The sequence below is a fragment of the Lysobacter sp. CFH 32150 genome, assembly GCF_022758295.1.
GTDB lineage: Bacteria > Pseudomonadota > Gammaproteobacteria > Xanthomonadales > Xanthomonadaceae > CFH-32150.
Genome location: NZ_JALDWJ010000010.1, coordinates 138,839 through 162,517, shown reverse-complemented (window position 1 = coordinate 162,517; position 23,679 = coordinate 138,839). Strand labels below are relative to the sequence as shown.

The following is a 23,679-nucleotide window of genomic DNA, read 5'->3' as shown; positions in this document are numbered from 1 at the left end:
GCGAGACTTTGCGCGAGCCCCCAATGCCGGGAGCGACGTGGTAATCCGCAAAGGAGCTGGTGCATGAACATCATCATCTGGTTGATCGTAGGCGGTGTCATCGGCTGGCTGGCCAGCATGATCATGAAGACCGATGCGCAGCAGGGCATCCTGCTGAACGTGGTGGTCGGAATCGTCGGCGCTTTCATCGGCGGCTGGCTGATCGGGCCGCTGGTCGGCGCAGGCTCGATCAACGAAGGCTTCAGCATCATGAGCCTGGTGGTCTCGCTGATCGGCGCGATCATCCTGCTCGCGATCGTCAATCTGTTCCGCCGCGGTCGCGTGCGCTGAGGCGCGGCACTGAGACGTGGCACTGAGACGAAATCATCAAGAACGGGGAATCGGGAATCGCCGACGGCGATTTCCGATTCCACACACGCTGGTGCCGGGCCGTGCCCGGCACTTTTTTATCCAGCGTGCGGTGACCCGGGCAGATCCAACTCCACCCATACCGGCGTGTGATCGCTCGGTCGCTCCCACGTCCGCGGCACCTCATCGATCCCTGCCGCAACGCAACGCGCGCGCAGCGCTTCGCTGACCAACACCAGGTCGATACGCAAGCCCCAGCCGCGCTGGTAGGCGGCCAGCCGGTAATCCCACCAGCTGTAATGGCCGCCGTCTTCGTGGTGCAGGCGGAAGCTGTCGTGCAGGCCAAGGCCGAGCAGATCATTCAGCGCCACACGCTCGGGCGTCGAACACAGGATCTTTTCGCGCCAGCGTTTCGGGTCGTGCACGTCGCGGTCTTCCGGCGCGATGTTGAAATCGCCGAGTACAACCAGGTTCGGATGCTGGCGTAGTTCTTCCGCCAGCCACTCGCGCACCGCGGCAAGCCAGCGCAGCTTGTATTCGAATTTCTCGCTGCCGACCGATTCGCCGTTGACAACGTACAGGTCGACGATGCGTACGTCGCCAACGGTCGCCGCGAGCACGCGCTTCTGCGGATCATCGAAATTCGGGATCGCGGTGATGCATTCGCTGGTGAAAGGCAAACGGCTGAGCAGGGCGACGCCGTTGTAGGTCTTCTGCCCGCAAAAAACGCTGCGATAGCCGAGTTCGGCCAGTGCGGCGTCGGGGAAGCGGGGGTCCTCGAGTTTGGTTTCCTGCAATGCAACCACGTCCGGGGCGAAGTCCTGCAGCCATTGCTGCAGGTGCGGCAGGCGCACATTGAGCGAGTTGACGTTCCAGCTGGCGATTTTCATGGGCGGGAGTGTAGCGGGTGCATTCGATCATTCCAGCGAAGCCGCACGCATCGGGCGCGAGCTCTTGCCCGTCATCCCCACGAAGCGGTGACCTTGCTCCTGCCCTTGCTCGTCATCCCCGCGAAGGCGGGGATCCAGTGACTTTGCTCTGCTTCTGCCCTTGCTCGTCATCCCGGCGAAAGCCGGGATCCATTTTGACTTTGCCGTTTTGCTTTTAAGGGCAAGAGCATTCCACTGCTTCGCAGCGGGTCACTTTTCTTTGCTGGCCCAAAGAAAAGTAACCAAAAGAAATGGCCTCCTCGGCAAGAGCACAGCACGCGGCGTGGAGGTCACGGAGATTTTTCGACTCGGCATCCATGCCTCGGTCGAAAAACGGCGCACGTCCTGTGCGCCGCCCTCCGGGTTGTGCAGGTGATCGTCAATCGATGCTCTTTAGAAGCAGGAAGCAATAGCTTCAGAGCAAAAGATGAGCCCTTTTCCTGGCGACGGCTTGTAAAATCCCGCCATGCATATCCGCCCCTATCTCGGCACCCTGCCTACCCTTGGTGAACGCGTCTATGTCGATCCCGCCGCCAGCGTGATCGGCGACGTGGTCCTGGGAGACGATGTTTCGATCTGGCCTGGCACCATCGTGCGCGGCGATGTGAACTTCATCCGCGTCGGTGCGCGCACCAACATCCAGGACGGCACCGTAGTGCATGTCAGTCACGATGGTCCGCACGCCAAGCTCGGCGGGTTCGCGACGGTGATCGGCAACGACGTCACCATCGGCCACAAGGCCATCATCCACGCGTGCAGGATCGAAGACGCGGTGCTGATCGGGATGGGCGCGATCGTGCTCGATGGTGCGGTGGTGAAGAAGCACGGGTTCGTCGGCGCCGGCGCCTTGGTCGCGCCGGGCAAGGTCGTCGGCGAGGGTGAGTTGTGGCTAGGCAATCCGGCCAAGAAGGTCCGCGTGCTTTCGGATGCCGAAATCGAAGCGCTGTACTACTCGGCGCAGCATTACGTGCGCCTGAAGGACCAGTACTTGGCGCCTTGACGCATGCACAGGCAGCGGTGCCGCAGCACCGCTGCCTGTCCTGGTCGTCAGCGCGTGACGTCAATCAGGCTGTTGGCGTCATGCAGTTGTTTCAGCTTGTCCAGCGACAGTTGCACTGTGCCCGGTGCGTAATAACTTTCGTTCTTGGCATCGCCGCGAAGATCGGCGAATACACCTTTGAGTTTGTCGTAACCAATGTTCGGCACCTGCAACGAAACCGTATCGCCGTTGATCTGGGCGACGCGCATCACGCCATAGGTGCGCTGGTCGAAGGCGTCCGGCACGATTTCATCTACGTAGACGGTATACAGGTCGCCGACCTGCGGATGATCGAGCAGCGCATTTTCTTCTGCGGTTGACTGCTTTGACGCCACTACACCGCCGACAATGGCCAGTGCGATCAAGCCGAGCAGGACGAAGCCGCCATAGCGGCGGAAAGCGGGAATCGGCGACTTGCCGAGCTTTGCTTCGATGGCCTTGGCATCCTGTTCCGGCCCACGCCCGCAAATTTCGCAGGCCTTGAAGTACGCCTTCTTGGTGACCCAGTTGAACAGGTACCAAATGTGCGCATAGCGATAGACCAGCACGTTCTTGAACATGCGGTCCTTCTCGCACGCCGGGCAATGCGCGACTCCGGCATCCCCCAATTGCAGGGTGTTTCCACCCGATCCCCAAATCAACATCGTTGCCTCCCCTGTGAGCGCCTGATGGCGGGGGAATAGTGCCAAATCTTCGCGGCGCGATGCCATCGCCCACGGGGAGATGGCGCATGGCGTGTGCGCTAAGCTGAGACAAAGGGGGCGCCATGGCCGAATGGAAGCGTTGGACCGACGGGATCGCGCAGCAGCATCGGCTTGTCGCCTGGCGACGCGATGGCGTGCTGGATGCCTCCACATTCACACGTGCGCAGCAATTGTTGGGCCCCATCCCCGATGCAGCACAGTGGCGACGGTTCCTTGATGGATTGGCACTGTGGCTGGGCGTGGCCCTGCTCGCTGCCGGCGCGGTCTGCTTCATCGCCGCCAACTGGGAGCATCTGGGCAAGTTCGCGCGCCTGTATGGCATGCAGGTGGTGCTGGTCGGCGCGGTGATCGCCGCGGCCTGGCTGGGCATCGTGCGCGTCGCGGCGCAGGCCGCCCTGTTCCTCGCCACGGTGTTGCTCGGCGGCCTGCTTGCATTGATCGGCCAGACCTACCAGACCGGCGCCGACACCTGGGAATTGTTCGCGCTGTGGACGGCGCTCGCGTTGCCATGGGCGCTCGCCGGGCGCAATGCCGCCCTGTGGTTGCTGTGGGCGGCGGTATTGAACGTCGCCGTGGCGCTGTGGCTGGGCCTGCGGCCGCAATTCTGGTTCGGCGATTGGGACATGGCGGCGCTGGTCGGCGTGCTGAACCTCGCGTTGTTGGCCGGCTGGGAACTCGCCGCGAATCGTTGGTCGGAATTCCACGGTCGTGCCGGACCGCGCTTGCTTGCGGCCGCGGCATTGCTTGGTTTGACCATCAACGGGATCGTCGATGTCGTCGACGATGAACGCTTCCACGTCGGTGCGGCCACCGGCGTATGGCTGCTGGCGGTGCTCGCGCTGGGCTACGTCTACCTGCGCCAGCGTCGCGATCTCGCCATCCTCGCCATGCTGGCGTTGAGCGTGATCGCGATCAGCACCTGCTGGTTCGGTCGGGCGCTGCTTGATGGTTCGGACGAGGCGATCGGCGCCTGGTTGATCCTCGCGCTGCTGGTGATTGGACAGGCGGCCGTGGCGGCGATCGTCTTGCGCCGGCTGGCGCAGCAGGAGGCCGGATGAATCCGCAAACCTCGAATGCGTTGTGGTCGCAATTGCGCGACGCCGGTCTCGTGACCGGCGAAATGCCGGCGTCGTCGTCGGGCACGCCGTGGTATCTCGCCGCCCTGGTCGGCGTGTCGGCCTGGATCGCGGCACTGCTGTTGTTCGGGTTCTTTGCCGCGTTGTTCGACGACCTGTGGCGCCATGGTGGTACCGCACTGGTGATCGGCGCGTTGTGTTGCGCCGGCGCGCTGGCATTGCTGCGCGTCGCGCGCGGTGGCGAATTCCTCGGCCAGGGCGCGATCGCGTTGAGCTTGGCCGGACAGATCCTGATCGGCATGGCGCTGCACGACCTGGTCGGCGACAGTCTCGCCTGGTTTGGCCTGGGCGCGGTCGCGCTGCTGTTGTATGCGCTCGGTGCCACGCCGATGCATCGCTTCCTCTGCGGCGCGGTGTTCGCGGCGTCGCTCGTCGGTTTTTGCACGGAAATCGACGACCGCGGGCTAGCGCTGTCGTTGCCAGTGCTGGCATGGGCGGCGCTCGTACTGTGGTGGTGGAATGAACGACGCGACAGCTCCAGCGCACGCCTGTCGCCGATGGCGTGGGCGTTGAGCCTGGCGGCGTTGCTGCTGGCCTGGTTCGGCAATGCCGGCGAATTCATGCGTGACGCCCTCGATCCTGCATGGCGCGTAGGCGCGCAACTCGCCACGGCCGCATTGCTGCCGGCCACCGTCGCCGCCCTGTTGCCGCCTGGAGACGCAAGCGCAAGTCGTCGGCACGATGTACTGCTACTGCTGGGCGCATTCGCACTGGCCCTGCTGTGGTTGCGGGCGCCAGGGATCGCCGTGGGCCTGGCGCTGGCGTTCGCTGGTTTCGCGACGAGCCGGGTCGCGCTGCTGGTCGTCGGCCTCGGTGGCGTCGGCGTGTATCTGCTGCGTTACTACTACCAACTCGACGTGCCGCTGCTACAGAAAGCCCAGTGGCTGGCGCTCAGTGGCGCCGCGTTGTTGCTGGCGCGCTTCGTATACCTGCGCGTGGTCGGGAGGTCGGCATGAACCGTTGGCGCACTGTGTTGTTGTGGGCCGGGCTGGCGCTGGTGCTGCTTGTCGTCAATCGCGGCATAGCCCAGCGCGAACAGCTGCTGCGCGATGGCACGGTGGTCTTGCTGGAACTCGCCCCGGTCGATCCGCGCTCGCTGATGCAGGGCGATTACATGGCGTTGCGTTTCGCCGCCGGCGACAACATCACCGACGCCCTGCGTGCCGATGGCCGCATGCCACGCGTCGATTCCGATTGGCGTGCGACCCCCGGAGGTGCGAATGATGGCTACGCGATCTTCGCTCGCGATGCCGATGGCGTGGGCCGATTCATCCGTGAACAAAACGCCCCCACCCCGCGCGCCAACACCGAAGTCGCCGTGCGTTACCGCCAGCGCGGCTCCGACGTGCGCATCGCCAGCAATGCATTCTTCTTCGCCGAAGGCCAGGCCGAGCGCTACGCGCCGGCGCGTTATGGCGAGCTGCGCGTGGCAGATGATGGTGCGGCGTTGTTGACCGGGTTGCGCGACGCGGCACGCAAACCGCTCTGACGGATCAGGGGCGCGTCGCAGATTCCAGCGCGTCGAGGATTGCAAATGCGTCTTCGCGCGTCGCCCCGCACATCGATGCCTGCGGCCGCAACGAAGCACAAAACGCGGGGCGCTCCGGCTTGCCGAACAACATGCAGCGCAGATCGGCATCGAGTTGCACGCAGGGCATGCCCGCGGGTTTGCCATAAGGCATGCCGGGAATCTTTGATGTGATCGAAGGCGCGGTGCAACAGGCACCGCAGTGTTCACGGCACTGCATCGACGGAACTCGGTGCGTAGGGTGGGCTTTAGCCCACCGCTCTGGCGGCATGCGGTGGGCTAAAGCCCACCCTACAGTTCTCAATCTGCGGTGACCAGCACCGCGTCGCGCTGGCGCAGCTGCGTGTAGATTCCGTCGGTTTCCGGGCGCGTCCCGTGCCAGCGGGCGAAACTTTCCGCGGCCTGTTCGACCAGCATGCCGAGGCCGTCGACCGTATCGTGGCAGCCGGCCGCGCGCGCCCAGGCCAGGAACGGGATCGCCGCCTCGCCATAGCTGAGGTCGACCGCAGCGCAGCGGCGTCCGACCAGCGAGCGCGGCAATATCGGCAAGGCACCGTCACGTGCGGCAGAAGTCGCATTCACGATCAGGTCGAACTCGCCGAGCGTGGCGAGGTCGGTGAGGTAGCGTGAATGCACGCGACCGGGGGCATCGAGTGCATCGGCCAGCGCATCGGCGCGTTCCGGTGTGCGGTTGACGATGTAGAGATCGCCGATGCCGGCGTCGAGCAAGGCAGGCGCCACGCCGCGTGCGGCGCCGCCGGCACCGATCAGCAGGGTGCGGCGCGCGCGCAGGTCGAGGCCGTGGCGTTCGGTGAGGTCGCGCACCAGGCCGACGCCGTCGGTGTTGTCGCCATGCCAGGTCTCGCCGTTGCGCACCAGCGTGTTGACCGCACCGGCACGGCGCGCACGTTCGGTGACGTCGTCGCACAACGCGAACGCCGCCTGCTTCAACGGCAAGGTGACATTGGCGCCGGCGCCGCCGCGCTCGGCGAAATCGAGCAGCGTCTGGGCGAACTGCCCGGACGCCACATCGATGGCGTGGTAATCGACCGCGATACCGGTCTGTCGACCGAAGGCGAGATGGATCAATGGCGACAGCGAATGCGCGACAGGATGTCCGAACACCGCGTAATGCTTGCTCATCGCCGTTCTCCCTCTACACTCGCGTCGTCCTGACGCCGTGGATAGTGTGATGAAACTTTCTCGGTCAAAACGAGTATCGAACTTGCTCGCGGCCAGTCTACTCCTGGCCGTCGCCGGCCCCGTGGTCGCGTTGTCGGAATTTGGCATTGAAGGCATGCACGTGGTGTCGACGCCGCACAGCGAAGTGCGCGGCGCGGTGAGCCCGGATGGACAGCGCATCGTCTGGGGCAGCACCGATCGCGAGGGTGGCCCGGGCGGTCGCGACCTGTGGCAGGCGGATCGGGTCGATGGACGCTGGCAGGACGCCAGGCCTGTGTCGATCAACAGTCCGTCCAAGGATTACGACCCCATGTTCAGTGCCGACGGCCGCTGGCTGTATTTCTTTTCCGATCGCCCCGGCGGCCAGGGTGGCGACGATCTGTACCGCGCAGCGGTGCTGGCCGATGGCGGTTTCGGCCGCGCAGAGAACCTCGGCCCCGGTGTCAACAGCGGGGGTGCCGAATGGGCGCCGACACCGAGCCGCGACGGCCGCCATCTGCTGTTCGCGAGTAATGGTTTCGGTGGCGCCGGCGGCCAGGATTTGCTGGTCGCCACCTGGAACGGCAAGGCCTTCGTCGACGCCAAGCCGCTTCCCGGCGTGAATACCGCCGGTGACGAATTCGACGCGGCCTGGCTCGGCGATGGCGAGGCGATCGTGTTCACGCGTTCGAAAAACGTGAAGGAGGCGCCGGTCCGCTTGTACGTCGCTCAGTGCGATGGCGCGCGCTACGGCGAGGCGACGCCGCTGGCGCTGTCGTTCAACACCGAGGACGGGTTCACCTACGGACCGACGCTCGACTGGAGCAAGCCTGGCGAACTCCTGGTCAACGGCACGGCCAAGGCGCCGCGAGCCGGGAAAATGGACATCTACCGGATCAAGGCGCCCGCCGTGACGGGCAAACCAGGTTGCATCGGATAGTCGCGTCCGGCGAGGTTCAGCCGGACAGCACCGTTACTTATCCTGCAGCCACTGCGCCGCGTCCAGCGCGAAATACGTCAACACGCCATCGGCGCCGGCGCGCTTGATCGAAGTCAGCGCCTCCAGCACGCAACCGCGCTCATCGATCCAGCCATTGAGCGCGGCGGCCTTCAACATCGCGTACTCGCCACTGACCTGGTACACGAACGTCGGCGCACCGAATTCGTCCTTCACCCGGCGCACGATGTCGAGGTACGGCAGGCCCGGCTTGACCATCACCATGTCGGCGCCTTCGTCGAGGTCGAGCGCGACTTCGCGCAACGCTTCGTCGGCATTCGCCGGGTCCATCTGGTAGGTGTACTTGTTGCCCTTGCCGAGTGCGGCGGCGCTGCCGACGGCGTCGCGGAACGGACCATAGAAGGCGCTGGCGTACTTGGCGCTGTAGGCGAGGATGCGGGTGTGGACGAAACCGTCGAGTTCGAGCGCAGCGCGGATCTCGCCGATGCGGCCATCCATCATGTCGCTGGGGGCGACCACGTCGGCGCCGGCGCGTGCATGCGACAGCGCCTGCTTGACGAGTGCTTCGACGGTGGCGTCGTTCAGCACGTAGCCGCTGTCGTCGATCAGGCCGTCCTGGCCATGCGTGGTGTAGGGATCGAGGGCGACGTCGGTGATCACGCCGAGCTCGGGGAAGCGCTGCTTCAGCGCCTGCACCGCGCGCTGCGCCAGGCCGTCGTCGGCCCAGGCTGCAGCGGCGTCGAGCGACTTCGCTTCCGGTGCGGTGACCGGGAACAGGGCCAGCGCCGGCACGCGCAGTTCGCTGGCGCGCTCGGCGACTTTCAATAGTTCATCGATCGAGAGGCGTTCGACGCCGGGCATCGAGGCGACAGCTTCGCGGCCCTTGGGTTCGTGGACGAACACCGGATAGATCAGGTCGTTCGCGGTGAGCACGGTCTCGCGCATCAGGCGGCGCGAGAAGTCGTCGCGGCGCATGCGCCGGGGGCGGGTATAGGGGTAGCTCATGGGGCGGCATTCTACGCCGCCCTTTGCCCGTCATTCCCGCGGAAGCAGGGATCCAATGACTTTGCTCTTAGAAGCAGAGCATTCCACTGCTTCGCAGCGGGTCACTTTTCTTTGCTGGCCCAAAGAAAAGTAACCAAAAGAAATGGCCTCCTTGGCAAGAGCACACCCCGCGGCGTGGGAGGCTGCGGAGATTTTTCGACTCGGCATCCTGCCTCGGTCGAAAAACGGCGCACATCCTGTGCGCCGCCCTTCGGGTTGTGTGGGTCTCGGCCGTTCGTGTTTCTTTCGGAGCAAAGGCTCGAGCAAGAACTTACGCGGCGTAGATGCGGTATCGCAGTGGCTTCAGGCCAACCGTGCTGCCTGGCGCGGGCAGTTCGGCGTCGGGAGCGGCGGACAGATCGAGTTCGAGCGGTTTGGCTTGCCCGTCGACCTGCAACTCGAGCGTCAGGCGATCGGCCAGGCGATGCGCGGCGATGACCCGTGCCGGCCAGCCTTCGTCGGGCGCGACCAGCGCCAGGTCGTGCGGGCGCACGTACAGGCGTGCGTCGCCGGTGGTCACGTCGGCGTTGCCGTTGCCCAGGCGTAGCGGTTGGTCGTGGGCGATGAAGTGGTCGCCGTCGATGCGGCCTTCGATCGCATTCGCGCGACCGATGAAATCGAACACGTAGGCCGACGCCGGCGCACGATAGATTTCATCGGGGGTGCCGACCTGTTCGATGCGACCGTCGCGGAGCACGACGACGCGATCGGCCAGTTCCAGGGCTTCTTCCTGGTCGTGGGTGACGAACAGCGTGGTCTGCCCGGTCTGTTCGTGCAGGCGGCGCAGCCATCGGCGCAGTTCGACGCGCACCTTGGCATCGAGGGCGCCGAAGGGTTCGTCGAGCAGCAGCACGTGTGGATCGATCGCGAGCGCACGTGCGAGCGCGACGCGCTGCTTCTGGCCGCCGGACAATTGTTCCGGATAACGCCCGCCGAGTTCCGGTAACTGGATCAGCGTCAGCAACTCGTCGACGCGACGCGCGATCGTGGCCTTGTTGGGGCGCTTGCTGCGCGGGCGGCTGCGCAGGCCGAAGGCGATGTTTTCAGCCACGGTCATGTGCTTGAACAGCGCATAGTGCTGGAACACGAAACCGACGTTGCGTTCGCGCAGGCTCAGGCGCGTGGCGTCGTCGTCGCCGAACAGCAGGCGGCCGGAATCCGGGTGCAACAGACCGGCGATCACGCGCAGCAGCGTGGTCTTGCCGGAGCCCGAGGGCCCCAGCAACGCAACCAGCTCGCCCGCGGCGACGTCGAGGTCGATCGCGTCGAGCGCGGCGACGTCGGCGTACTGCTTGCTGATGCCCTGGATGTGCAGGTCCATGCCATGCCTCGGTTTGCTCGCGTCCGCATCATGGACTATCCGCGGTCTTGCGGATGCATGCGCGTCGGCAGGATGGAAGTCCGGGTGGCGGTCGAGTCTTGCGACGTTGCTCATGTCAGTGACGCCTATGTGATTGCGCAAGCGCGTCGCCGTGACGTGCTTCCAGCCAGAACTTGAGGATCAGGGTGATCAGCGCGAGTCCGCTCAGCAATGACGCCGCAGCGAACGCCGCGGTGCTGTCGAACTCGTTGTAGAGGATCTCGATATGCAGCGGCAGCGTGTTGGTCAGGCCGCGGATGTGTCCGGATACCACCGACACCGCACCAAACTCTCCCATCGCACGCGCGCCGCACAGCAGCACGCCGTAGAGCAGGCCCCACTTGATGTTCGGCAACGTCACCCGGCGGAACATCGTCCACGCACTGGCACCGAGCGAACGGGCCGCCAGCTCTTCGTCCGCACCTTGTTGCTGCATCAGCGGGATCAACTCGCGCACCACGAATGGGAACGTGATGAACAACGTCGCCAGCACGATTCCGGGCCGCGCGAACAGGATCTTGATGTCGTAATGCTCGAGCAGCTGCGCGAACCAGCCGTGAGTGGTGCTGAACAGCAGGACCAGGCACAGGCCGGCAACCACGGGCGACACCGCGAATGGCAGGTCGATCAGCGCCAGCAGCACACGCTTGAACCGGAATTCGAAGCGGGTCACCGCCCATGCGGTCATCGTGCCGAAGATCGCGTTGACCGGGATCACGATGGCCGCGGTGAACAGCGTGAGCTTCAGCGCGTCGACGGCGTAAGGTTCGTTCAGCGCAGCTAACCAGGTTTGGAAACCGTCGCCGAAGGCCGCACCCAGCACCATCAGCAGCGGCATCAGCACCAGCAACGCCGTGACGATCACCGCCAGCGCGATCAGCGTCCAGCGCAGCCAGGCCGGCTCTCGCAGCAGGTCACGCTGCAGATCATCGCGCCGGTTCATCGGCCACGCTCCCGGCGCTCATGCGCGAACAGCAACGGGATTGCATTGATCGCCAGCAGGCAGACGAACGAGGCGAACAGCAGCAGCGCGGCGATCGCGATCGCGCCGTTGTAGTCGTATTCCTCGAGGCGGATGGTGATCAGCAGCGGCGCGATCTCGGTCGCGTACGGTTTGTTGCCGGCGATGAAGATCACCGAACCGTATTCGCCCAGTGCGCGCGCGAACGCGAGCGAGAAGCCGGTCAGCAACGCTGGCAACAGTTCGGGCAGGATCACGCGGCGCAGCGTGGTGAGGCGCGAGGCGCCGAGCGACGCGGCCGCTTCTTCCTGTTCGCGGCCCAGTGCCTCCAGCACCGGTTGCACCGTGCGCACCGCGAACGGCAGGCCGATGAACACCAGCGCGATGATGATGCCGATCTGGGTATAGGCGATCTTCAGGCCCAGCGGCTCGGTGAGGCGTCCGACCCAACCATTGGCCGAATAGATCGCGGTCAGCGCGATGCCGGCAACGGCGGTTGGCAACGCGAACGGTAGGTCGACGAGCGCATCGAGCAGGCGCCGGCCGGGGAAGCGATAGCGCGTCACCACCCAGGCGATCAGCGCACCGGCGAACAAGGCGATCACCGCGGCGGCGAGCGATGCGGTGAAGCTGAGTTTCAACGCCGCCTGCACGCGCTCGTCCTGGATCGCACGCAACCAGCCGTCGAAGCCGAGGCCGGCGGCCTTGATCGTCAACGCCAGCAACGGCAGCAGCACGACCAGGCTGAGCCAGGTCAGGCCGAGGCCCAGGCTGAGGCCGAAGCCGGGCAGCGGTCGGCGCCAGCGGGGGATGGGTAAGCTCGGTAGTGGCAGGGTGCGGGTGGTCATTTGCTTTCACTTCCTCCCTTGCGCGCGAAGCGTGCAGGGGAGGGTTGGGGAGGGGTGCTTTTGCCTTGGTTGTTGCTGGTGTTTTCGCATGTGAGTCAGTTGGAGTGGTTTCGCTGAATCCAGAACAGCCGGAGACGCAAGATCAAGAGCACGCCTCCCCAGCCCTCCCCTTCGCCTTTGGCGAAAGGGAGGGAGCGAAGCGACTCACTTCCCCGGCAGATAAATCTGATCGAAGAACCCGCCGTCGGCGAAGTGTTCCGCCTGCACTTTCTTCCAACCACCGAACGCGTTGTCGATGGTGACCAGCTTCACCTGCGGAAAGCGCGCCAAGTCTGCCGCCGGCACCTTGTCCGGCTCGGCCGGACGATAGTGGTGCTTGGCGATCAGGCGCTGGCCATCGGGCGAATACAGGAAGCGCAGGTAGGCTTCCGCCTGCTTACGTGTACCGTGCTTGGCGACGTTCTTGTCGATCCAGGTCACCGGTGGCTCGGCCTTGATGCTCAACGACGGCACCACGATCTCGAACTTCGCGCGCGTGTCGGCATCCGCCAGGGTCAGCAATGCTTCGTTTTCCCACGCGATCAGCACGTCGCCGATGCCGCGTTCGACGAACGTCGTGGTCGCACCGCGCGCGCCGGTGTCGAGCACCGGCACGTTCTTGAACAACCTGGTCAGGAAACCGATCACCTTGTCGCCGTCGCGATACTGCTGCGACGCCCAGGCCCATGCGGCGAGGTAGTTCCAGCGCGCGCCGCCTGACGTTTTTGGATTCGGCGTGATCACGCCGACGCCGGGCTTGGCGAGATCGCCCCAGTCGTGGATGCCTTTCGGATTGCCCTTGCGCACCAGGAACACGATCGTCGAGCTGTAGGGGGCGCTGTTGTGCGGCAACCGCGCCTGCCAATTCGCCGGAAGCAGCTTGCTGTTGCTGGCGATCGCGTCGATGTCGCCGGAGAGCGCGAGCGTGACGATATCGGCCTCGAGGCCATCGATCACCGCGCGCGCCTGCTTGCCGGAGCCGCCGTGCGAGGCGCGGATTTCGATCGTCTCGCCCGTCTGCTGCTTCCATTGCGCGGCAAAGGCCTGGTTGACGTCGGCGTACAACTCGCGGGTCGGATCGTAGGAGACGTTGAGCAGCGTAGGGCCCTTGGCGGCAGCGGCGCCAGTCACCAGTGCCAGACCGAGCAACACATTGTGGAGCGTGGTTTTCATGGTGGGGGACTCGTCTCGATCAGAAGGAGAACTGCGCACGGGTGAAGAAGGCTTTTTCGTCTTCGCGATCGGCGTAGTCGGCCGCACCGCCTTCGAAATCCGTCTGCAGGTAGTTGGCGACGAATTTCAGGTTGCTGTTGAGATACCAGTTCAAGCCCAAACCCCACGTCGTCGCCGCAGCCGCAACGGTGTTTGCATCTGCAAAGCGCGGGAACGCGTCGCGGTCGATCGTCAGTTCGCCATAGCGGGCCACCAATTCGAAGGCGCCCCAGCCTGCCCCATCGAACGTAAACGAATGGTTAGGCTTGACCACGCCCTTGTAGCCGGCGTCTTCGCCGGTGAGGACATAACCCGCAGTGACTTGCCAGGCGCGATGGTCGAGATCGTCGCGTGCGTTGGTCGCGGGCAGCAGCACTTCCTGTTTCGAACTGATGTACTCGGCCTGCAGGCCGAAGGCATTGCGGTAGTAGTACGCCTGCGGCGACCAGCGCACATGGTCGCCATCGGCGACGACCGCGCTGCGATAGTTGAAGAACGTCACCTGTCCCGGCGTGCGATAACGCGGCAGGAAACTGTTGCCGCTGCCGCGCTTCTCGCCGGCGCTGCCGGCGACGCCGAAGCCGAGGCCAGACAACGCACTCGCATCGTTCTTGAACGGTTCCCAGAACACGCGCCCGGCGATTTCGAATTCGTTGTCGGGATTCGAACTGGGACCATCGCGGCCGTCGGGCGTGCCGTTGAACAGGCCGACGGCGTAACTGAGCGTGCTGTCGTTGAATTCGCCCTGCAGCTGCACGCCGTAATCGCGGGCGGGGGTCAGTTCGGTCGGCAGGCCGCGTTCGATCCCGGCGAGGCCGCTGCTGGACTGCAGCTGCTCCAGGCCGACTGGTGCCTTGAACTTGCCGACACGCGCCGTCGCACGCGGATCGAATTTGATATCGGCATACGCGTCATTGAGCGTCGCGTTGTCGCCAGCGAGTTGCGCCTGGATGCGGAAACCGACCAGCGGCCCCCAACTGCCTTCGATCGTGGGTTCGACGCGGCGCAACAGGAAGCCGTCGTTCTGCGGTTGCTGTTCGTCATCGATGAAGACGCGGCCATCGGCCTGCACCAGGCCCTTGAACTTCACTTCGACGCCTTCCGCCGCGGGCGATTTGACCGACAAACCCTTGGCGGCGCTCAACGCGACGACCGGATCCTTCGCCGCCTTGGCCGCGGCTTCCTCCGCCTGCAGTTCGAGCTTGCGTTCGAGCACGCGCAAGCGTTGGTCGATGTCGGCGACGGTGTTGGTATCGGTCGTCGTCGCTTCGCCGCCGAGGCGTTGCTCCAGCGCTTGCAGGCGGCGGGCGAGTTCCTCGATGGTGGGTGGATTGGTTTGCGCAGGATTGCTTTGTGCAGGAGCGGGGGATTGCGCGAACGCCGGTGCGCTCAACAGCGCGAGCGCCAATGTCGACAGGCGCAGGCGGGAGTGATGGACGGCCATGGTGATTCCTCGGGGCGAAAGGAAAAACGCTTCCGGTTGTCCGGTCGGCGCGGGGAGGGGCGGACTCATCGGTGGTTGCCACCATCGACGCGCAGCTTCTGGCTGCGGGTGATCTGGACGATGCGCGCTCCGTGCACGACGACTTCGACGTGTCCGTAGGCGATCTCGCGCAATGCGCGCAGCACCGCGGCTTCGCCATCGCTGAGGCTGGCGGCATAGAAGACCTGGTCCTCGCGCGAGACGGGCTTCGTTCCAATGGCGAGATGATCGATGGGGGCACGATTCATGCGGCTTCTCCGTCGAGGGCGAGCAGCGGCGTGCTGGTGGACCAGGTGAGTGCGAGGTCGCGCAGGCTGCGTCGATCGAGCACCGAGCACAGCGCGTCGCGCGCCTCGCGCATCAACAGGCGCAGGCCGCAGGCGTGGGGGTCGGGGCAGTCGTGGCAGGGCTGGTAGGCGGTGACGCTGGCGCAGCGCACGGGCGCCAACGGGCCGTCGATGGCACGGATCAGGTCGCCGACCATGATCTCCTCGGCCGGGCGTGCCAGGGCGTGGCCGCCGTTGTGGCCGCGCCGGCTGTCGACGAAACCGGCGGTGCGCAGGTCGAGCAGGATCGCTTCGAGGAATTTCCCCGGCGCGCGGCTGTCGGCGGCGATGGCGTGCGCCGGCAGCCTGACTTGGTCGGCTCGCGCAAGTGCGCACATCGCCCGCAACGCGTATTTGGCCCGCATCGTCAGCATGTCCCGGGTGACCATGTCCTAGTCGGTAGATAGGAAATGCTCGCCTGCGTCGACGATGTGAAGGAAAGGACGGCGTGTCATGAGCTTATGCCTGTCGGGCATGTGCCGACGCTGCGTGGCCGCATAAAAAAACCGGCGCCACGGGGCGCCGGTTCGAGTGCTGCAACGATGCGGGTTACTTGGTGATCTTCGCCGCGCAGGCCACCACCTTGCCGCCCTGGTTGCCGGTCAGGACGCCGCTGGCGATCGCGCTGTCCTTGTAGGCTGCCATGCAGGCCTGATAGGCCGCCTTGTCCGGCGTGGTGCTCAGGCACATGTTGCTCCAGGCCTGCACGTTCGCGCCGACGATCAGGCCGCCTTCCTCGACCACGTCGACATTGGTCGTGCAGTTGCCGATGCGCGCATTGCCCGCGTTCAACGCCCAGCCTTCGTCCTGGTACAGCGCCGGCGTGAGGTCGAGCCGCAGGTTGGCGTCGAGATCCGAATTGATCGCCGGCTCCATCACCGCGTTCGGCGTGTGCGAAGTATCGAAGTGCGAGAACGTCGAGCCCGTCGCGACCACGGTCGGTGCATACAACTGCACACGGCCGCTGGGGTCTGTGCCGGCGTAACGGCCGGGGATCGTGGTCATGTTGACGTTGATGCCCGGGGAGGCCGCACGGAACGCATCCGCATCGCTGAGGTTCAGGCTGATCGCCGGAATCGTGGCGGTGTTGGTGACGGCCGCCATGCCCGGGGCAGTGCCCGGGGTGCCGGACGAGGCCACGTTGCCGATGATCACGCCGATCGCGCCGGCGCCCGCCGCGTTGATCGTCTTCGGCTCGAAGCTGCAGGTGCCACGGTTGATGAACGCGATCTTGCCGGTGAGGGTGCCGGCGGCGAGGGGTTCGCAGGCATCGGCGGTGTCGCCGGCGCCGTCGTTCACCACCACCACCTCACCGCTGAAGTTGGCGTCGGTCACCTTCGGCCCGAAAGCTGCGGTGCCGAAAGCGGTATAGGACGCCGTCAGCGTGCCGGTGGCGTTGAGCTGGAGCAATGGGTTCAGCGCGATGGGCGCTTGCGCCAAGACCTCCCCACCCACCCACACCGTGCGCCCCGGCGTCTTCATCGCCGTGGCACGCAACGCATCGGTCATGGCCGGGTCGTCGAAGGTCTTGTTCTCGACGTTGTCGTAGGCGTTATGGGTATAGACGTCGGTGCGTGGCGTACCGTCGAAATTCGCCAGTGCCCCGGTGGTCTTGTTGAGGAAGCCGGAGAAACCCAGGCCGTGGCCGATCTCATGCATCACCACGTCGAGGAAATTGATCTTTCCCGCGGGCGTGTTGCCGTCCAGGCCGTAATACCAGCCGGAGGCCTGCAGGCAGCCGGGCGTGCCCAGGTTGGCGTTGAAGCGGCTGGAAATGTCGATGTCGCCCGGGGCCGGTGCACCTGCGGCCAGGTCTTCGCCGGCGAACGCATCGGCCAGCGCCGAGTGATACCAGGCGCCGGCCAGTGGTGCATTGTCGAAGTCGCGGAACACCCACCAGGGACCGGCAGAACCGAGGACGCCCGACGTGGCCGTGCAGGCCAACGGCTGGAAGCTGGCGGCGACGCGGATCTCGACGTTGCTCTGCAGCACGGCACCCCAGAGGTCGGCGGCGAACTGGTAGGCGATGCGACGCTGTTCGCCGACTGTAGTGCCGGGGTTACCGCCGACCGGTGCGGCGGCGGTCGGATCGTTGAGGCCGCTGCCGGCCGGATCGCGATTGAGCGGGGTGATGACGGCGGCGTGCGCGGTGGCTGCGCCGAGCAGGCCGGCCAGCACGCAGGCAGTCAGGAGGCGGGTTTTCATTGGCTGGCCTCCTCATGGTCGATGGCGACGTCCCCTTCATAAAGGCGCAATGTCCCGTCCGCGTCCTGGACCGCACGCACTTCGGACATCACGGAGGCAGGCACCTGCACTTGCACGGTGCCGTCGGGGTGCACGCGTTTGGTCGCGGCCGCTTCTTTTTCGTCGCGCGGCTGGCCCGGGAAGGGCTTGCCGGATTTGAGCAGGGCGCCCGAAAGCGCTCTTTCTTCGGCGGGCGTCAATGGGCGCAGTCTGCCCGTCGCGGAATCAACCGCCACCTTGATGCCGTTGAAAGTAACGTCCTGCGTTGCGGCTGTCTGTGGTTCGGCGGCAACGGCCATGCAGCCGAAAACCATGCCCGACAGCAGCCACCATGGGCTGACTCGACGCTTCATCGTGTGACCCCTTGATCGGATGGGTTGAACATCCTCCGTCCGGCGGGGGCCGAATGCGGAGGTACAGGGAAGCCCGGGCGCACCCCGCGACCGGGTCGGCCGAGTCTGCGCCCGCCACCCTCGGGGTTCAAACCGCAGTGCAGCAATGCTCCGGGACGACCGCGGGACGCGGTCAGATCACGCCAAAGCCGAGGTTCAAGCGCACGATCGCTACGATGATGACGATGCCGTTGAGCACCAGGCCGGCCTTGGCGCGGCCGCGCTTTTCGCGGGAGGTGATGGCGATGCCGATGGCGGCGATGACCGCGCCCGCTGCGGCGAACGGGATCAGCAGCCAGTTGGTGATGCCGATCACCGGGATCAACGCGACCACCATCCAGATCATTGCGATGATGCCCCAGAGCAAGCTGATCAAACCCATGGTCGTTACTCCGTTGCGGAATCGATTAGGTGCGAGCGTACGTTCAACTATGCACGCCGTCGATCTCGACCTGCAGTTCGCGCCGGCAGATCGCCGCGTGCAGCAGGAGGCGTGGCACGGCCGGGCCAAGCAGGGCATCGAGCGCGGCGGCGATCCGCGGCAGGTGTTCGGCATCGCGCACGTACACCTTCAGGCGCGAGCCGGGACCGAAATGCGCGGGCAACGCCGGGCGTAGTTCGCGTGCGGCGGTGATCAGGCTGTCGAAATTGGCGAAGGTCTCGGCCAATTGCGATTCGACGCAGTCGTGATGGCGCGATTCGTGTCCGACCACGCTGGCCGTGCCGGACAGCAGCAGCGGCATCTGCGCTGACGGCGGCAGCATCGCGCGGGCGAAGCTCGGCGATTGCGGGCCGTACTGGCGCGGATAGCGGTAGGCGCTGACCTGGCGCGGATTCTCGATCGGCGTGCCCGGTGTACGCGCGGCCAACCAGTAGACCTGCAGCGTGCGCACGCCGTCGCGGCGACCGATCGCGCTCGCCGCCGGCAACGCAGTGGGGTCGAAGTGACCGAGCCCGGCGGCCCGACCGAGGCAGAAACGTCGATAGCGCTCCTCGTCGCCATCGCCGGCGGTGATCGCGTCGAGGTGGTTCCAGATGCGCAACTGGTGCGGGTAGCCGTGGCTGCGCACGAAGGCATGCAGGCGGGCGTACGCGGCGGCGCTGGCCGCTTCGATACCGTTGCCGTGCGCGTCAAAGTGGGTCTCGTCGATTTCGATGGCGCCGAATTGCAGCATGCCGTCTGCGGACCAGCGGATGCCATCGTCGATGCCGGAGGTCACCGGACCCTGGCTGCGCCAGACTTCCAGTGTCGCGGCGCCATGCGGTTGCAGCGGCACATGCAGGTAGCGCGGGTCGGTGCTGGCCGCCGCATCGGTGCCGAAGCCCAGCACGGCCAGCGTGTCCGGTTGCGACAACACGGCAGGCAATGCATCCGCGCCGAAGTAATCGACCTGCAGGCGCGGTACGTTGCCGCTGCGCTCGAGGGGCTGCACGGCGCTCACGGGTTACCCGGCTGCAAGGTGTCGCCACTGATCGCCACGCGCACCTGGCGGCGCCGGCGCAGCCAGCCGCGGAATGCCTGCGGCGCGAGCTGCACGGCGGTGAGTGCGTAGATCGCGCGGAACACGCGCAGGCGCCGCAGCACCGCGCGGTTGTCGAACACGTCACCGGCCAGCATCGAGATCACCGCCTGCTCCACCTGCCAGACATTGCGCGGATTGTTGAACAGGTGTCGCATGACCGGCGTGGTGAAGCGGTAGATGAACCACTGGAAGTGCTTCAGCCCGCGTTTGATGCGCTTGGCCATCGCCCGTTGCAACGCCGCTTCACGCGCCGGATCGCGCAGCGTGCCGTCGACGACCTCGGCGGCGTGCTCGGCGCTGTTCATGCCCAGGTAGACGCCGGAGGAGAACACCGGATCGACGAAGGCGTAGGCGTCGCCGACCATCACCCAGCCCGGCCCGGTCATCTGCGTGCAGGTATAGGAGTAGTTGCCGGTGACGTGCACGGGCGCCACGCGCTCGGCGCCCTGCATGCGCGTCCAGGCCGAAGGTTCGGATTCGAGCGTCTTCAACAGGAAGCCTTCGTTGTCGCCGCGGCGCGTCTTCAGGTATTCGGGGAAACACACCGCGCCGACGCTCATCACGTCGTGCTGCAGCGGGATCAGCCACATCCAGCCATGCGCGAAACGTTGCACGGTGATGTTGCCGGCGTCCTCGCCGTCGCGGCGCTGCACGCCCTTGAAGTGGCTGAAGATCGCCGCTGACTGGTGCAGCTGGTTCTTCTGCTTGAGTTTGAGCTGGCTGCCGAACAGAGTGTCGCGGCCGCTGGCATCGACGAAGTAGCGCGCTCGAACTTGCAGCACATTGCCGGCGGCATCGCTCGCATGCGCAAGGGCGGGGCGGCCGTCGGCGCCGAATTCGATCCGTTCGACTTTCACTTCCTCGCGCGCGTCGACGCCGTTGGCCTTGGCGTGTTCGAACAGGAGTTGGTCGAACTCTTCGCGCTTGACCTGGAAGGCGTAACCGAACAACGGATTGAGCGCGCGTTCGAAGCGGAAAGTGTTGTAGTTGTGGTCGTCGACCGGGAATTCCGCCCCCGGCTTGTGGGTGCCGATCGCGCGCACCTGTTCGAGCACGCCGAGGCGTTCGAGGATCGGCAGGTTCATCGGCAACAGCGATTCGCCGATGTGGAAACGCGGATGACGGCCTTTCTCCAGCAGCAGCACCCGCCAGCCCTTGCGCGCCAGCAGGGTCGCGGCGGTGGAGCCGGCCGGACCACCGCCGACGACCAGGACATCTGTATCAATGGTGGTGTTCGGATCGGAGGCGGGTTCAGTCATGCCGCGCATGATATCGCGGCGCCGCATCGGCCCGGCTGGCTTGCGCCCCGGCGCCCGATGCCGGATCGTTGCGCCCTCACCGCAGCAACGGAACCCCTGATGTCCCCGCAAAGCCCTGCCGAACACGATCTCGCCGAACTGCTGGTCGCCAGCCTGAACCTGGAAGGCGTGGCCGCCGCCGAGATCGATCCGGAGGCGCCGCTGTTTGGCGACGGACTGGGCCTCGACTCGATCGACGCGCTCGAGTTGGCGCTGGCGATCTCGAAGCAATACGGCTTCCAGCTGCGCTCGGACAACGACGCCAACCGCCGCATCTTCGCCTCGCTGCGCGCGCTGTCGGCGCACGTCGAACAGCACAAGACCACTTGAACACGGCCGCACTGCGGCTGTTGCTGGCGCTGGCGTATCCGCTGCTGGCGCATCTCGCCAGCAGTCACGGCAGCAGTGCGCTCGCCGCAGTGGCGCTTGCCGATATTGGTGTGATCGTGTTGCTGCAGCCGCTGTTGCTGCGACGGCCATGGGCGTGGGGCGTGGCCGCACTGCTGGGGGTGGGGCTGGTCGCCCTGGCGCAATCGCGCCATGCGCAACTGCCGTTGCTGCTGGTGCCGGTCGCATTCGTCGCCTTTGTGGCGTGGGCGTTCGCACGGACCCTGCGCGCCGGACGCGTGCCGCTGATCAGCAAGATCGTCTCTGCGCTCGAACGCAAGCCGGCTACGGCGCTCGAACCACGCCTGCAGCGTTACACGCGGCGTTTGACCGCAGGCTGGGCGCTGCTGCTGGCGGCGCTGGCGCTGGCGAACCTGGTGCTGGCGTTGCTCGCCGTGCCGGACGGTTTGCTGACCAGCTTCGGCATCGTCCCACCGGTGACGGTGAGCGAAAACCAGTGGTCGTGGTTCGCGAACCTGCTCAACTACGGTTTGATCGGCGGATTTTTCTGCGGCGAGTACGTGCTGCGGCGGCGATTGTTCCCGCAGCGGCCGTACCGCAACTTCACCGAATTTCTGCGGCAGATGGGCGCGTTGGGGCCGGAGTTCTGGCGGCGGTTGTTCGACTGATCGCTTCGCGCTGGGGGAAGTGGCCGAAAATCAAAGTGAGCGCGAGTGCTCTTGCTCGTCATCCCCGCGAAGGCGGGGATCCAGTGCTTTTCTTTGCTGGCCCAAAGAAAAGTAACCAAAAGAAATGGCCTCCTTGGCAAGAGCACAGCTCGCGGCGTGGAGGTCATGGAGATTTTTCGACTCGGCATCCCTGCCTCGGTCGAAAAACGGCGCACGTCCTGTGCGCCGCCCTCCGGGTTGGGAAGGATGTCGGTTCGTCATTGCTTGAAGCAAGGCAAAGCATCTCGGTGGCTTATGCTTGCCGCATGCAATTCGTGATCCCCGCTGACCACCCCAGCCTGCCTGGACATTTCCCCGGGCGGCCGATTGTCCCTGGCGTGGTGGTGCTCGAACGTGTGCTCGAAGCCATCGAAGCCGCGCATGGTCCGCTGGGTGCCTTGCGCCTGCCGCAGGTGAAGTTCGCGCAGCCGCTGTTGCCTGGCGAAACCGCGCGTATCGAACTGGCTGGCGAAACGCCACGCTGGCGGTTCCGCGTGCTGCGTGGCGATACGCTGCTGGCCAGCGGTGAGGTCGTGGCCTGATGAGCCTGCCGGCATGAGCGGTTGGAAGCAGCGTCCCGAGGGTGGCGGCCGGTTCGCGTTGTGGTTGATCCGCACCATCGCCCGGTGTGGCGGTCGCGTCGTCGGGCGGCTGTGCCTGTATCCGATCACGCTGTACTTCCTGCTGATGCGCGGGCCGGAGCGGCGCGCTTCGCGCGATTACCTGCAGCGCGTGTTCGGGCACCGTGTGGGGTGGTTCGCGGTCGCTCGGCACATCCACACCTTCGCCGCCACCATTCTCGATCGCGTGTTCCTGCTCAGCGAGCAGCTGCGCCGCTTCGACGTGGACCTGCGTGGGGTGGACGCGCTGCATACGCAGCTCGACCGCGGCGGCGTGCTGCTGTTCGGCTCGCACCTCGGCAGCTTCGAAGTGCTGCGCGTGCTGGCACGGACACGCCCCGACGTGAAAATCCGGGTGCTGCTCGACAAGGGCCATAACCAGGCGATCACCGAGTTGCTGGATGCGCTCAATCCCGAGATCGCCGCGACCGTGATCGACGCCGGCCAGGACGGGCCATCGATCGTGCTGGCGATCCAGCAGGCCGTGCAGGAAGGCGCACTGGTGGCGCTACTGGTCGACCGCGCCCATCCCGGCGAAGTCGGTGTGCCGGCCACGTTCCTCGGCGAACGCGCCATGTTCCCCGCCGCACCCTGGCTGATCGCCTCGGCGCTGCGGGCGCCGGTGGTACTCGCGTTCGGCCTGTACCGCGGTGGCAAACACTATGAACTGACATTCGAGCCGTTCAGCGACGCGATCAGTATCGCGCGGCAGGATCGGCCGGCGGTGCTGGGCGAACTGGTACAACGCTACGCGGCGCGGTTGGAGCACCACACCCGTTCCGCGCCCTACAACTGGTTCAACTTCTACGACTATTGGCAGACCGACGATGCGAACCACCCAGTACGGACTCCTCGCACTGCTGCTCGGCGCCGCGTCGCTTAGCGCCGCGGCGGTCGAGTCTGGCGTCGACGCCAATTGGATCCTGGCGAAGCTGGCGCGGCCGGCGCCGATGCGCACGTCCTTCGTCGAACTGCGCGGTTCCAAGCTGCTGAAAACACCGCTGCGGATCGAAGGCGAGTACCTGCGTCCACGCGATGACACGCTGGTGCGCGAAGTGCGTGCGCCGTACAGCGAAACCACCACGATCCGTGCCGGCGAAGTGACGATCGCGCGTGTCGGAAAATCGCCGCGCACGTTCTCCCTGTCACGCTCACCGGAACTCGTGGGTTTGCAGGCGAGTTTCGGCGCGCTGCTCGCTGGCGACCGCCTGCTGCTCGAACGCCACTACCGTCTCGCCACGCAAGGCACGCGCCAACAGTGGGCGCTGGCATTGACGCCGAAGGATGGCGCGCTCGCGGCGAAGGTGCGCACGATCACCCTGTATGGCCGCGGCGCCGAACTGCGTTGCATCGAAACCGAGCCTGCGAAATCGGGCGATCTGCAGCGCACGCTGCTTGCCGGCGCCGCGCGCGCTGCAGCAGGCGTAGCCGACACCAATGCGATGACTGCGTTATGCCACGGCTCCTGATC

General features: G+C 65.7%; 28 protein-coding genes. 11 read left to right on the top strand and 17 right to left on the bottom strand.

Annotation, left to right across the window (positions count from 1 at the left end; genetic code table 11):
• Nucleotides 1-63 precede the first annotated feature (63 nt).
• Complete coding sequence (locus MO486_RS14725; RefSeq protein ID WP_242909334.1) at nucleotides 64-330, top strand: GlsB/YeaQ/YmgE family stress response membrane protein; 267 nt, start codon at nucleotides 64-66, stop codon at nucleotides 328-330.
• Nucleotides 331-446: 116 nt separating this feature from the next.
• Here MO486_RS14725 and xth read toward each other — a convergent pair whose 3' ends face one another.
• On the bottom strand, nucleotides 447-1,238 hold the full coding sequence (gene xth, locus MO486_RS14720) for an exodeoxyribonuclease III (protein ID WP_242909332.1): 792 nt from the start codon (nucleotides 1,236-1,238) through the stop codon (nucleotides 447-449).
• A gap of 505 nt (nucleotides 1,239-1,743) precedes the next feature.
• Here xth and MO486_RS14715 point away from each other — a divergent pair.
• Nucleotides 1,744-2,277 (top strand): gamma carbonic anhydrase family protein, encoded by a 534-nt coding sequence (locus tag MO486_RS14715; RefSeq protein WP_242909330.1) that lies wholly within the window; start codon nucleotides 1,744-1,746, stop codon nucleotides 2,275-2,277.
• A gap of 47 nt (nucleotides 2,278-2,324) precedes the next feature.
• Here the strand turns inward: MO486_RS14715 and MO486_RS14710 are convergent, their stop codons facing one another.
• Nucleotides 2,325-3,026 carry a hypothetical protein gene (locus tag MO486_RS14710; RefSeq protein WP_242909328.1) on the bottom strand — a complete coding sequence of 234 codons (702 nt, stop codon included), beginning with the start codon at nucleotides 3,024-3,026 and terminating at the stop codon, nucleotides 2,325-2,327.
• A 56-nt stretch (nucleotides 3,027-3,082) separates the two neighbouring features.
• Here MO486_RS14710 and MO486_RS14705 point away from each other — a divergent pair, with 56 nt between their 5' ends.
• The 3 genes from MO486_RS14705 to MO486_RS14695 are packed head-to-tail and all read left to right on the top strand — an operon-like array spanning nucleotide 3,083 to nucleotide 5,645.
• Entirely contained in the window at nucleotides 3,083-4,078 is a 996-nt protein-coding gene (locus MO486_RS14705; protein ID WP_242909326.1) for a DUF2157 domain-containing protein, read from the top strand.
• On the top strand, nucleotides 4,075-5,112 hold the full coding sequence (locus MO486_RS14700; RefSeq protein WP_242909323.1) for a DUF4401 domain-containing protein: 1,038 nt from the start codon (nucleotides 4,075-4,077) through the stop codon (nucleotides 5,110-5,112). The genes MO486_RS14705 and MO486_RS14700 overlap by 4 nt, the downstream gene beginning before the upstream one ends.
• Nucleotides 5,109-5,645 (top strand): GDYXXLXY domain-containing protein, encoded by a 537-nt coding sequence (locus tag MO486_RS14695; protein WP_242909321.1) that lies wholly within the window; start codon nucleotides 5,109-5,111, stop codon nucleotides 5,643-5,645. The genes MO486_RS14700 and MO486_RS14695 overlap by 4 nt, the downstream gene beginning before the upstream one ends.
• A 4-nt stretch (nucleotides 5,646-5,649) precedes the next feature.
• On the opposite strand, the gene MO486_RS14690 is transcribed toward MO486_RS14695, so the two are convergent.
• Both MO486_RS14690 and aroE read right to left on the bottom strand, forming a co-directional pair.
• On the bottom strand, nucleotides 5,650-5,904 hold the full coding sequence (locus MO486_RS14690) for a YkgJ family cysteine cluster protein (protein ID WP_242909319.1): 255 nt from the start codon (nucleotides 5,902-5,904) through the stop codon (nucleotides 5,650-5,652).
• A gap of 80 nt (nucleotides 5,905-5,984) precedes the next feature.
• On the bottom strand, nucleotides 5,985-6,827 hold the full coding sequence (gene aroE / locus MO486_RS14685; RefSeq protein WP_242909317.1) for a shikimate dehydrogenase: 843 nt from the start codon (nucleotides 6,825-6,827) through the stop codon (nucleotides 5,985-5,987).
• 82 nt (nucleotides 6,828-6,909) lie between these two features.
• On the opposite strand from aroE, the gene MO486_RS14680 reads away from it, so the two are divergent.
• Complete coding sequence (locus MO486_RS14680) at nucleotides 6,910-7,785, top strand: TolB-like protein (protein WP_242909315.1); 876 nt, start codon at nucleotides 6,910-6,912, stop codon at nucleotides 7,783-7,785.
• A gap of 33 nt (nucleotides 7,786-7,818) precedes the next feature.
• On the opposite strand, the gene hemB is transcribed toward MO486_RS14680, so the two are convergent.
• From hemB to MO486_RS14615, 13 genes are all read right to left on the bottom strand, one after another.
• The gene (gene hemB / locus MO486_RS14675; RefSeq protein WP_242909313.1) at nucleotides 7,819-8,808 is read right to left on the bottom strand and encodes a porphobilinogen synthase; all 990 of its coding nucleotides are present in this window, start codon (nucleotides 8,806-8,808) and stop codon (nucleotides 7,819-7,821) included.
• Between the two features lie 310 nt (nucleotides 8,809-9,118).
• Nucleotides 9,119-10,168 carry a sulfate/molybdate ABC transporter ATP-binding protein gene (locus tag MO486_RS14670; protein WP_242909311.1) on the bottom strand — a complete coding sequence of 350 codons (1,050 nt, stop codon included), beginning with the start codon at nucleotides 10,166-10,168 and terminating at the stop codon, nucleotides 9,119-9,121.
• Nucleotides 10,169-10,283: 115 nt separating this feature from the next.
• Entirely contained in the window at nucleotides 10,284-11,150 is an 867-nt protein-coding gene (cysW, locus tag MO486_RS14665) for a sulfate ABC transporter permease subunit CysW (RefSeq protein WP_242909309.1), read from the bottom strand.
• A complete protein-coding gene (cysT, locus tag MO486_RS14660; RefSeq protein ID WP_242909307.1) occupies nucleotides 11,147-12,016 on the bottom strand; it encodes a sulfate ABC transporter permease subunit CysT in 870 nt (289 codons plus the stop codon). Before cysT ends, cysW begins: the two co-directional genes overlap by 4 nt.
• Before the next feature lie 204 nt (nucleotides 12,017-12,220).
• Complete coding sequence (locus MO486_RS14655; protein ID WP_242909305.1) at nucleotides 12,221-13,228, bottom strand: sulfate ABC transporter substrate-binding protein; 1,008 nt, start codon at nucleotides 13,226-13,228, stop codon at nucleotides 12,221-12,223.
• A 19-nt stretch (nucleotides 13,229-13,247) separates the two neighbouring features.
• Nucleotides 13,248-14,711 (bottom strand): porin, encoded by a 1,464-nt coding sequence (locus MO486_RS14650; RefSeq protein ID WP_242909302.1) that lies wholly within the window; start codon nucleotides 14,709-14,711, stop codon nucleotides 13,248-13,250.
• Nucleotides 14,712-14,776: 65 nt separating this feature from the next.
• On the bottom strand, nucleotides 14,777-14,998 hold the full coding sequence (locus tag MO486_RS14645) for a YezD family protein (RefSeq protein WP_242909300.1): 222 nt from the start codon (nucleotides 14,996-14,998) through the stop codon (nucleotides 14,777-14,779).
• Nucleotides 14,995-15,465, bottom strand: coding sequence for an Rrf2 family transcriptional regulator (locus MO486_RS14640; protein ID WP_242909298.1), 471 nt, complete (start codon nucleotides 15,463-15,465; stop codon nucleotides 14,995-14,997). Before MO486_RS14640 ends, MO486_RS14645 begins: the two co-directional genes overlap by 4 nt.
• A gap of 160 nt (nucleotides 15,466-15,625) precedes the next feature.
• Nucleotides 15,626-17,281, bottom strand: a complete 1,656-nt coding sequence (locus MO486_RS16450; RefSeq protein ID WP_305037380.1) for a PA domain-containing protein — start codon at nucleotides 17,279-17,281, stop codon at nucleotides 15,626-15,628.
• Nucleotides 17,278-17,673 carry a hypothetical protein gene (locus MO486_RS14630; RefSeq protein WP_242909296.1) on the bottom strand — a complete coding sequence of 132 codons (396 nt, stop codon included), beginning with the start codon at nucleotides 17,671-17,673 and terminating at the stop codon, nucleotides 17,278-17,280. The genes MO486_RS16450 and MO486_RS14630 overlap by 4 nt, the downstream gene beginning before the upstream one ends.
• A 172-nt stretch (nucleotides 17,674-17,845) precedes the next feature.
• Nucleotides 17,846-18,094 carry a hypothetical protein gene (locus MO486_RS14625; protein WP_242909294.1) on the bottom strand — a complete coding sequence of 83 codons (249 nt, stop codon included), beginning with the start codon at nucleotides 18,092-18,094 and terminating at the stop codon, nucleotides 17,846-17,848.
• 43 nt (nucleotides 18,095-18,137) lie between these two features.
• Nucleotides 18,138-19,154: a pteridine-dependent deoxygenase gene (locus tag MO486_RS14620; protein ID WP_242909292.1), complete on the bottom strand. Its 1,017-nt coding sequence runs from the start codon at nucleotides 19,152-19,154 to the stop codon at nucleotides 18,138-18,140.
• Nucleotides 19,151-20,494, bottom strand: coding sequence for an NAD(P)/FAD-dependent oxidoreductase (locus MO486_RS14615; RefSeq protein WP_242909290.1), 1,344 nt, complete (start codon nucleotides 20,492-20,494; stop codon nucleotides 19,151-19,153). The genes MO486_RS14620 and MO486_RS14615 overlap by 4 nt, the downstream gene beginning before the upstream one ends.
• Nucleotides 20,495-20,593: 99 nt before the next feature.
• Between MO486_RS14615 and MO486_RS14610 the strand changes: the two genes are divergently transcribed.
• The 5 genes from MO486_RS14610 to MO486_RS14590 all read left to right on the top strand — a co-directional run bounded on the left by MO486_RS14610 (nucleotide 20,594) and on the right by MO486_RS14590 (nucleotide 23,677).
• Complete coding sequence (locus tag MO486_RS14610) at nucleotides 20,594-20,863, top strand: phosphopantetheine-binding protein (RefSeq protein ID WP_242909288.1); 270 nt, start codon at nucleotides 20,594-20,596, stop codon at nucleotides 20,861-20,863.
• Nucleotides 20,860-21,549 carry a ketosynthase gene (locus tag MO486_RS14605; protein WP_242909286.1) on the top strand — a complete coding sequence of 230 codons (690 nt, stop codon included), beginning with the start codon at nucleotides 20,860-20,862 and terminating at the stop codon, nucleotides 21,547-21,549. The genes MO486_RS14610 and MO486_RS14605 overlap by 4 nt, the downstream gene beginning before the upstream one ends.
• Nucleotides 21,550-21,854: 305 nt before the next feature.
• Nucleotides 21,855-22,130 carry a hypothetical protein gene (locus tag MO486_RS14600; RefSeq protein ID WP_242909284.1) on the top strand — a complete coding sequence of 92 codons (276 nt, stop codon included), beginning with the start codon at nucleotides 21,855-21,857 and terminating at the stop codon, nucleotides 22,128-22,130.
• 13 nt (nucleotides 22,131-22,143) lie between these two features.
• Nucleotides 22,144-23,091: an acyltransferase gene (locus tag MO486_RS14595; RefSeq protein WP_242909281.1), complete on the top strand. Its 948-nt coding sequence runs from the start codon at nucleotides 22,144-22,146 to the stop codon at nucleotides 23,089-23,091.
• A complete protein-coding gene (locus MO486_RS14590) occupies nucleotides 23,036-23,677 on the top strand; it encodes a LolA-related protein (protein ID WP_242909279.1) in 642 nt (213 codons plus the stop codon). The genes MO486_RS14595 and MO486_RS14590 overlap by 56 nt, the downstream gene beginning before the upstream one ends.
• Nucleotides 23,678-23,679 lie beyond the last annotated feature (2 nt).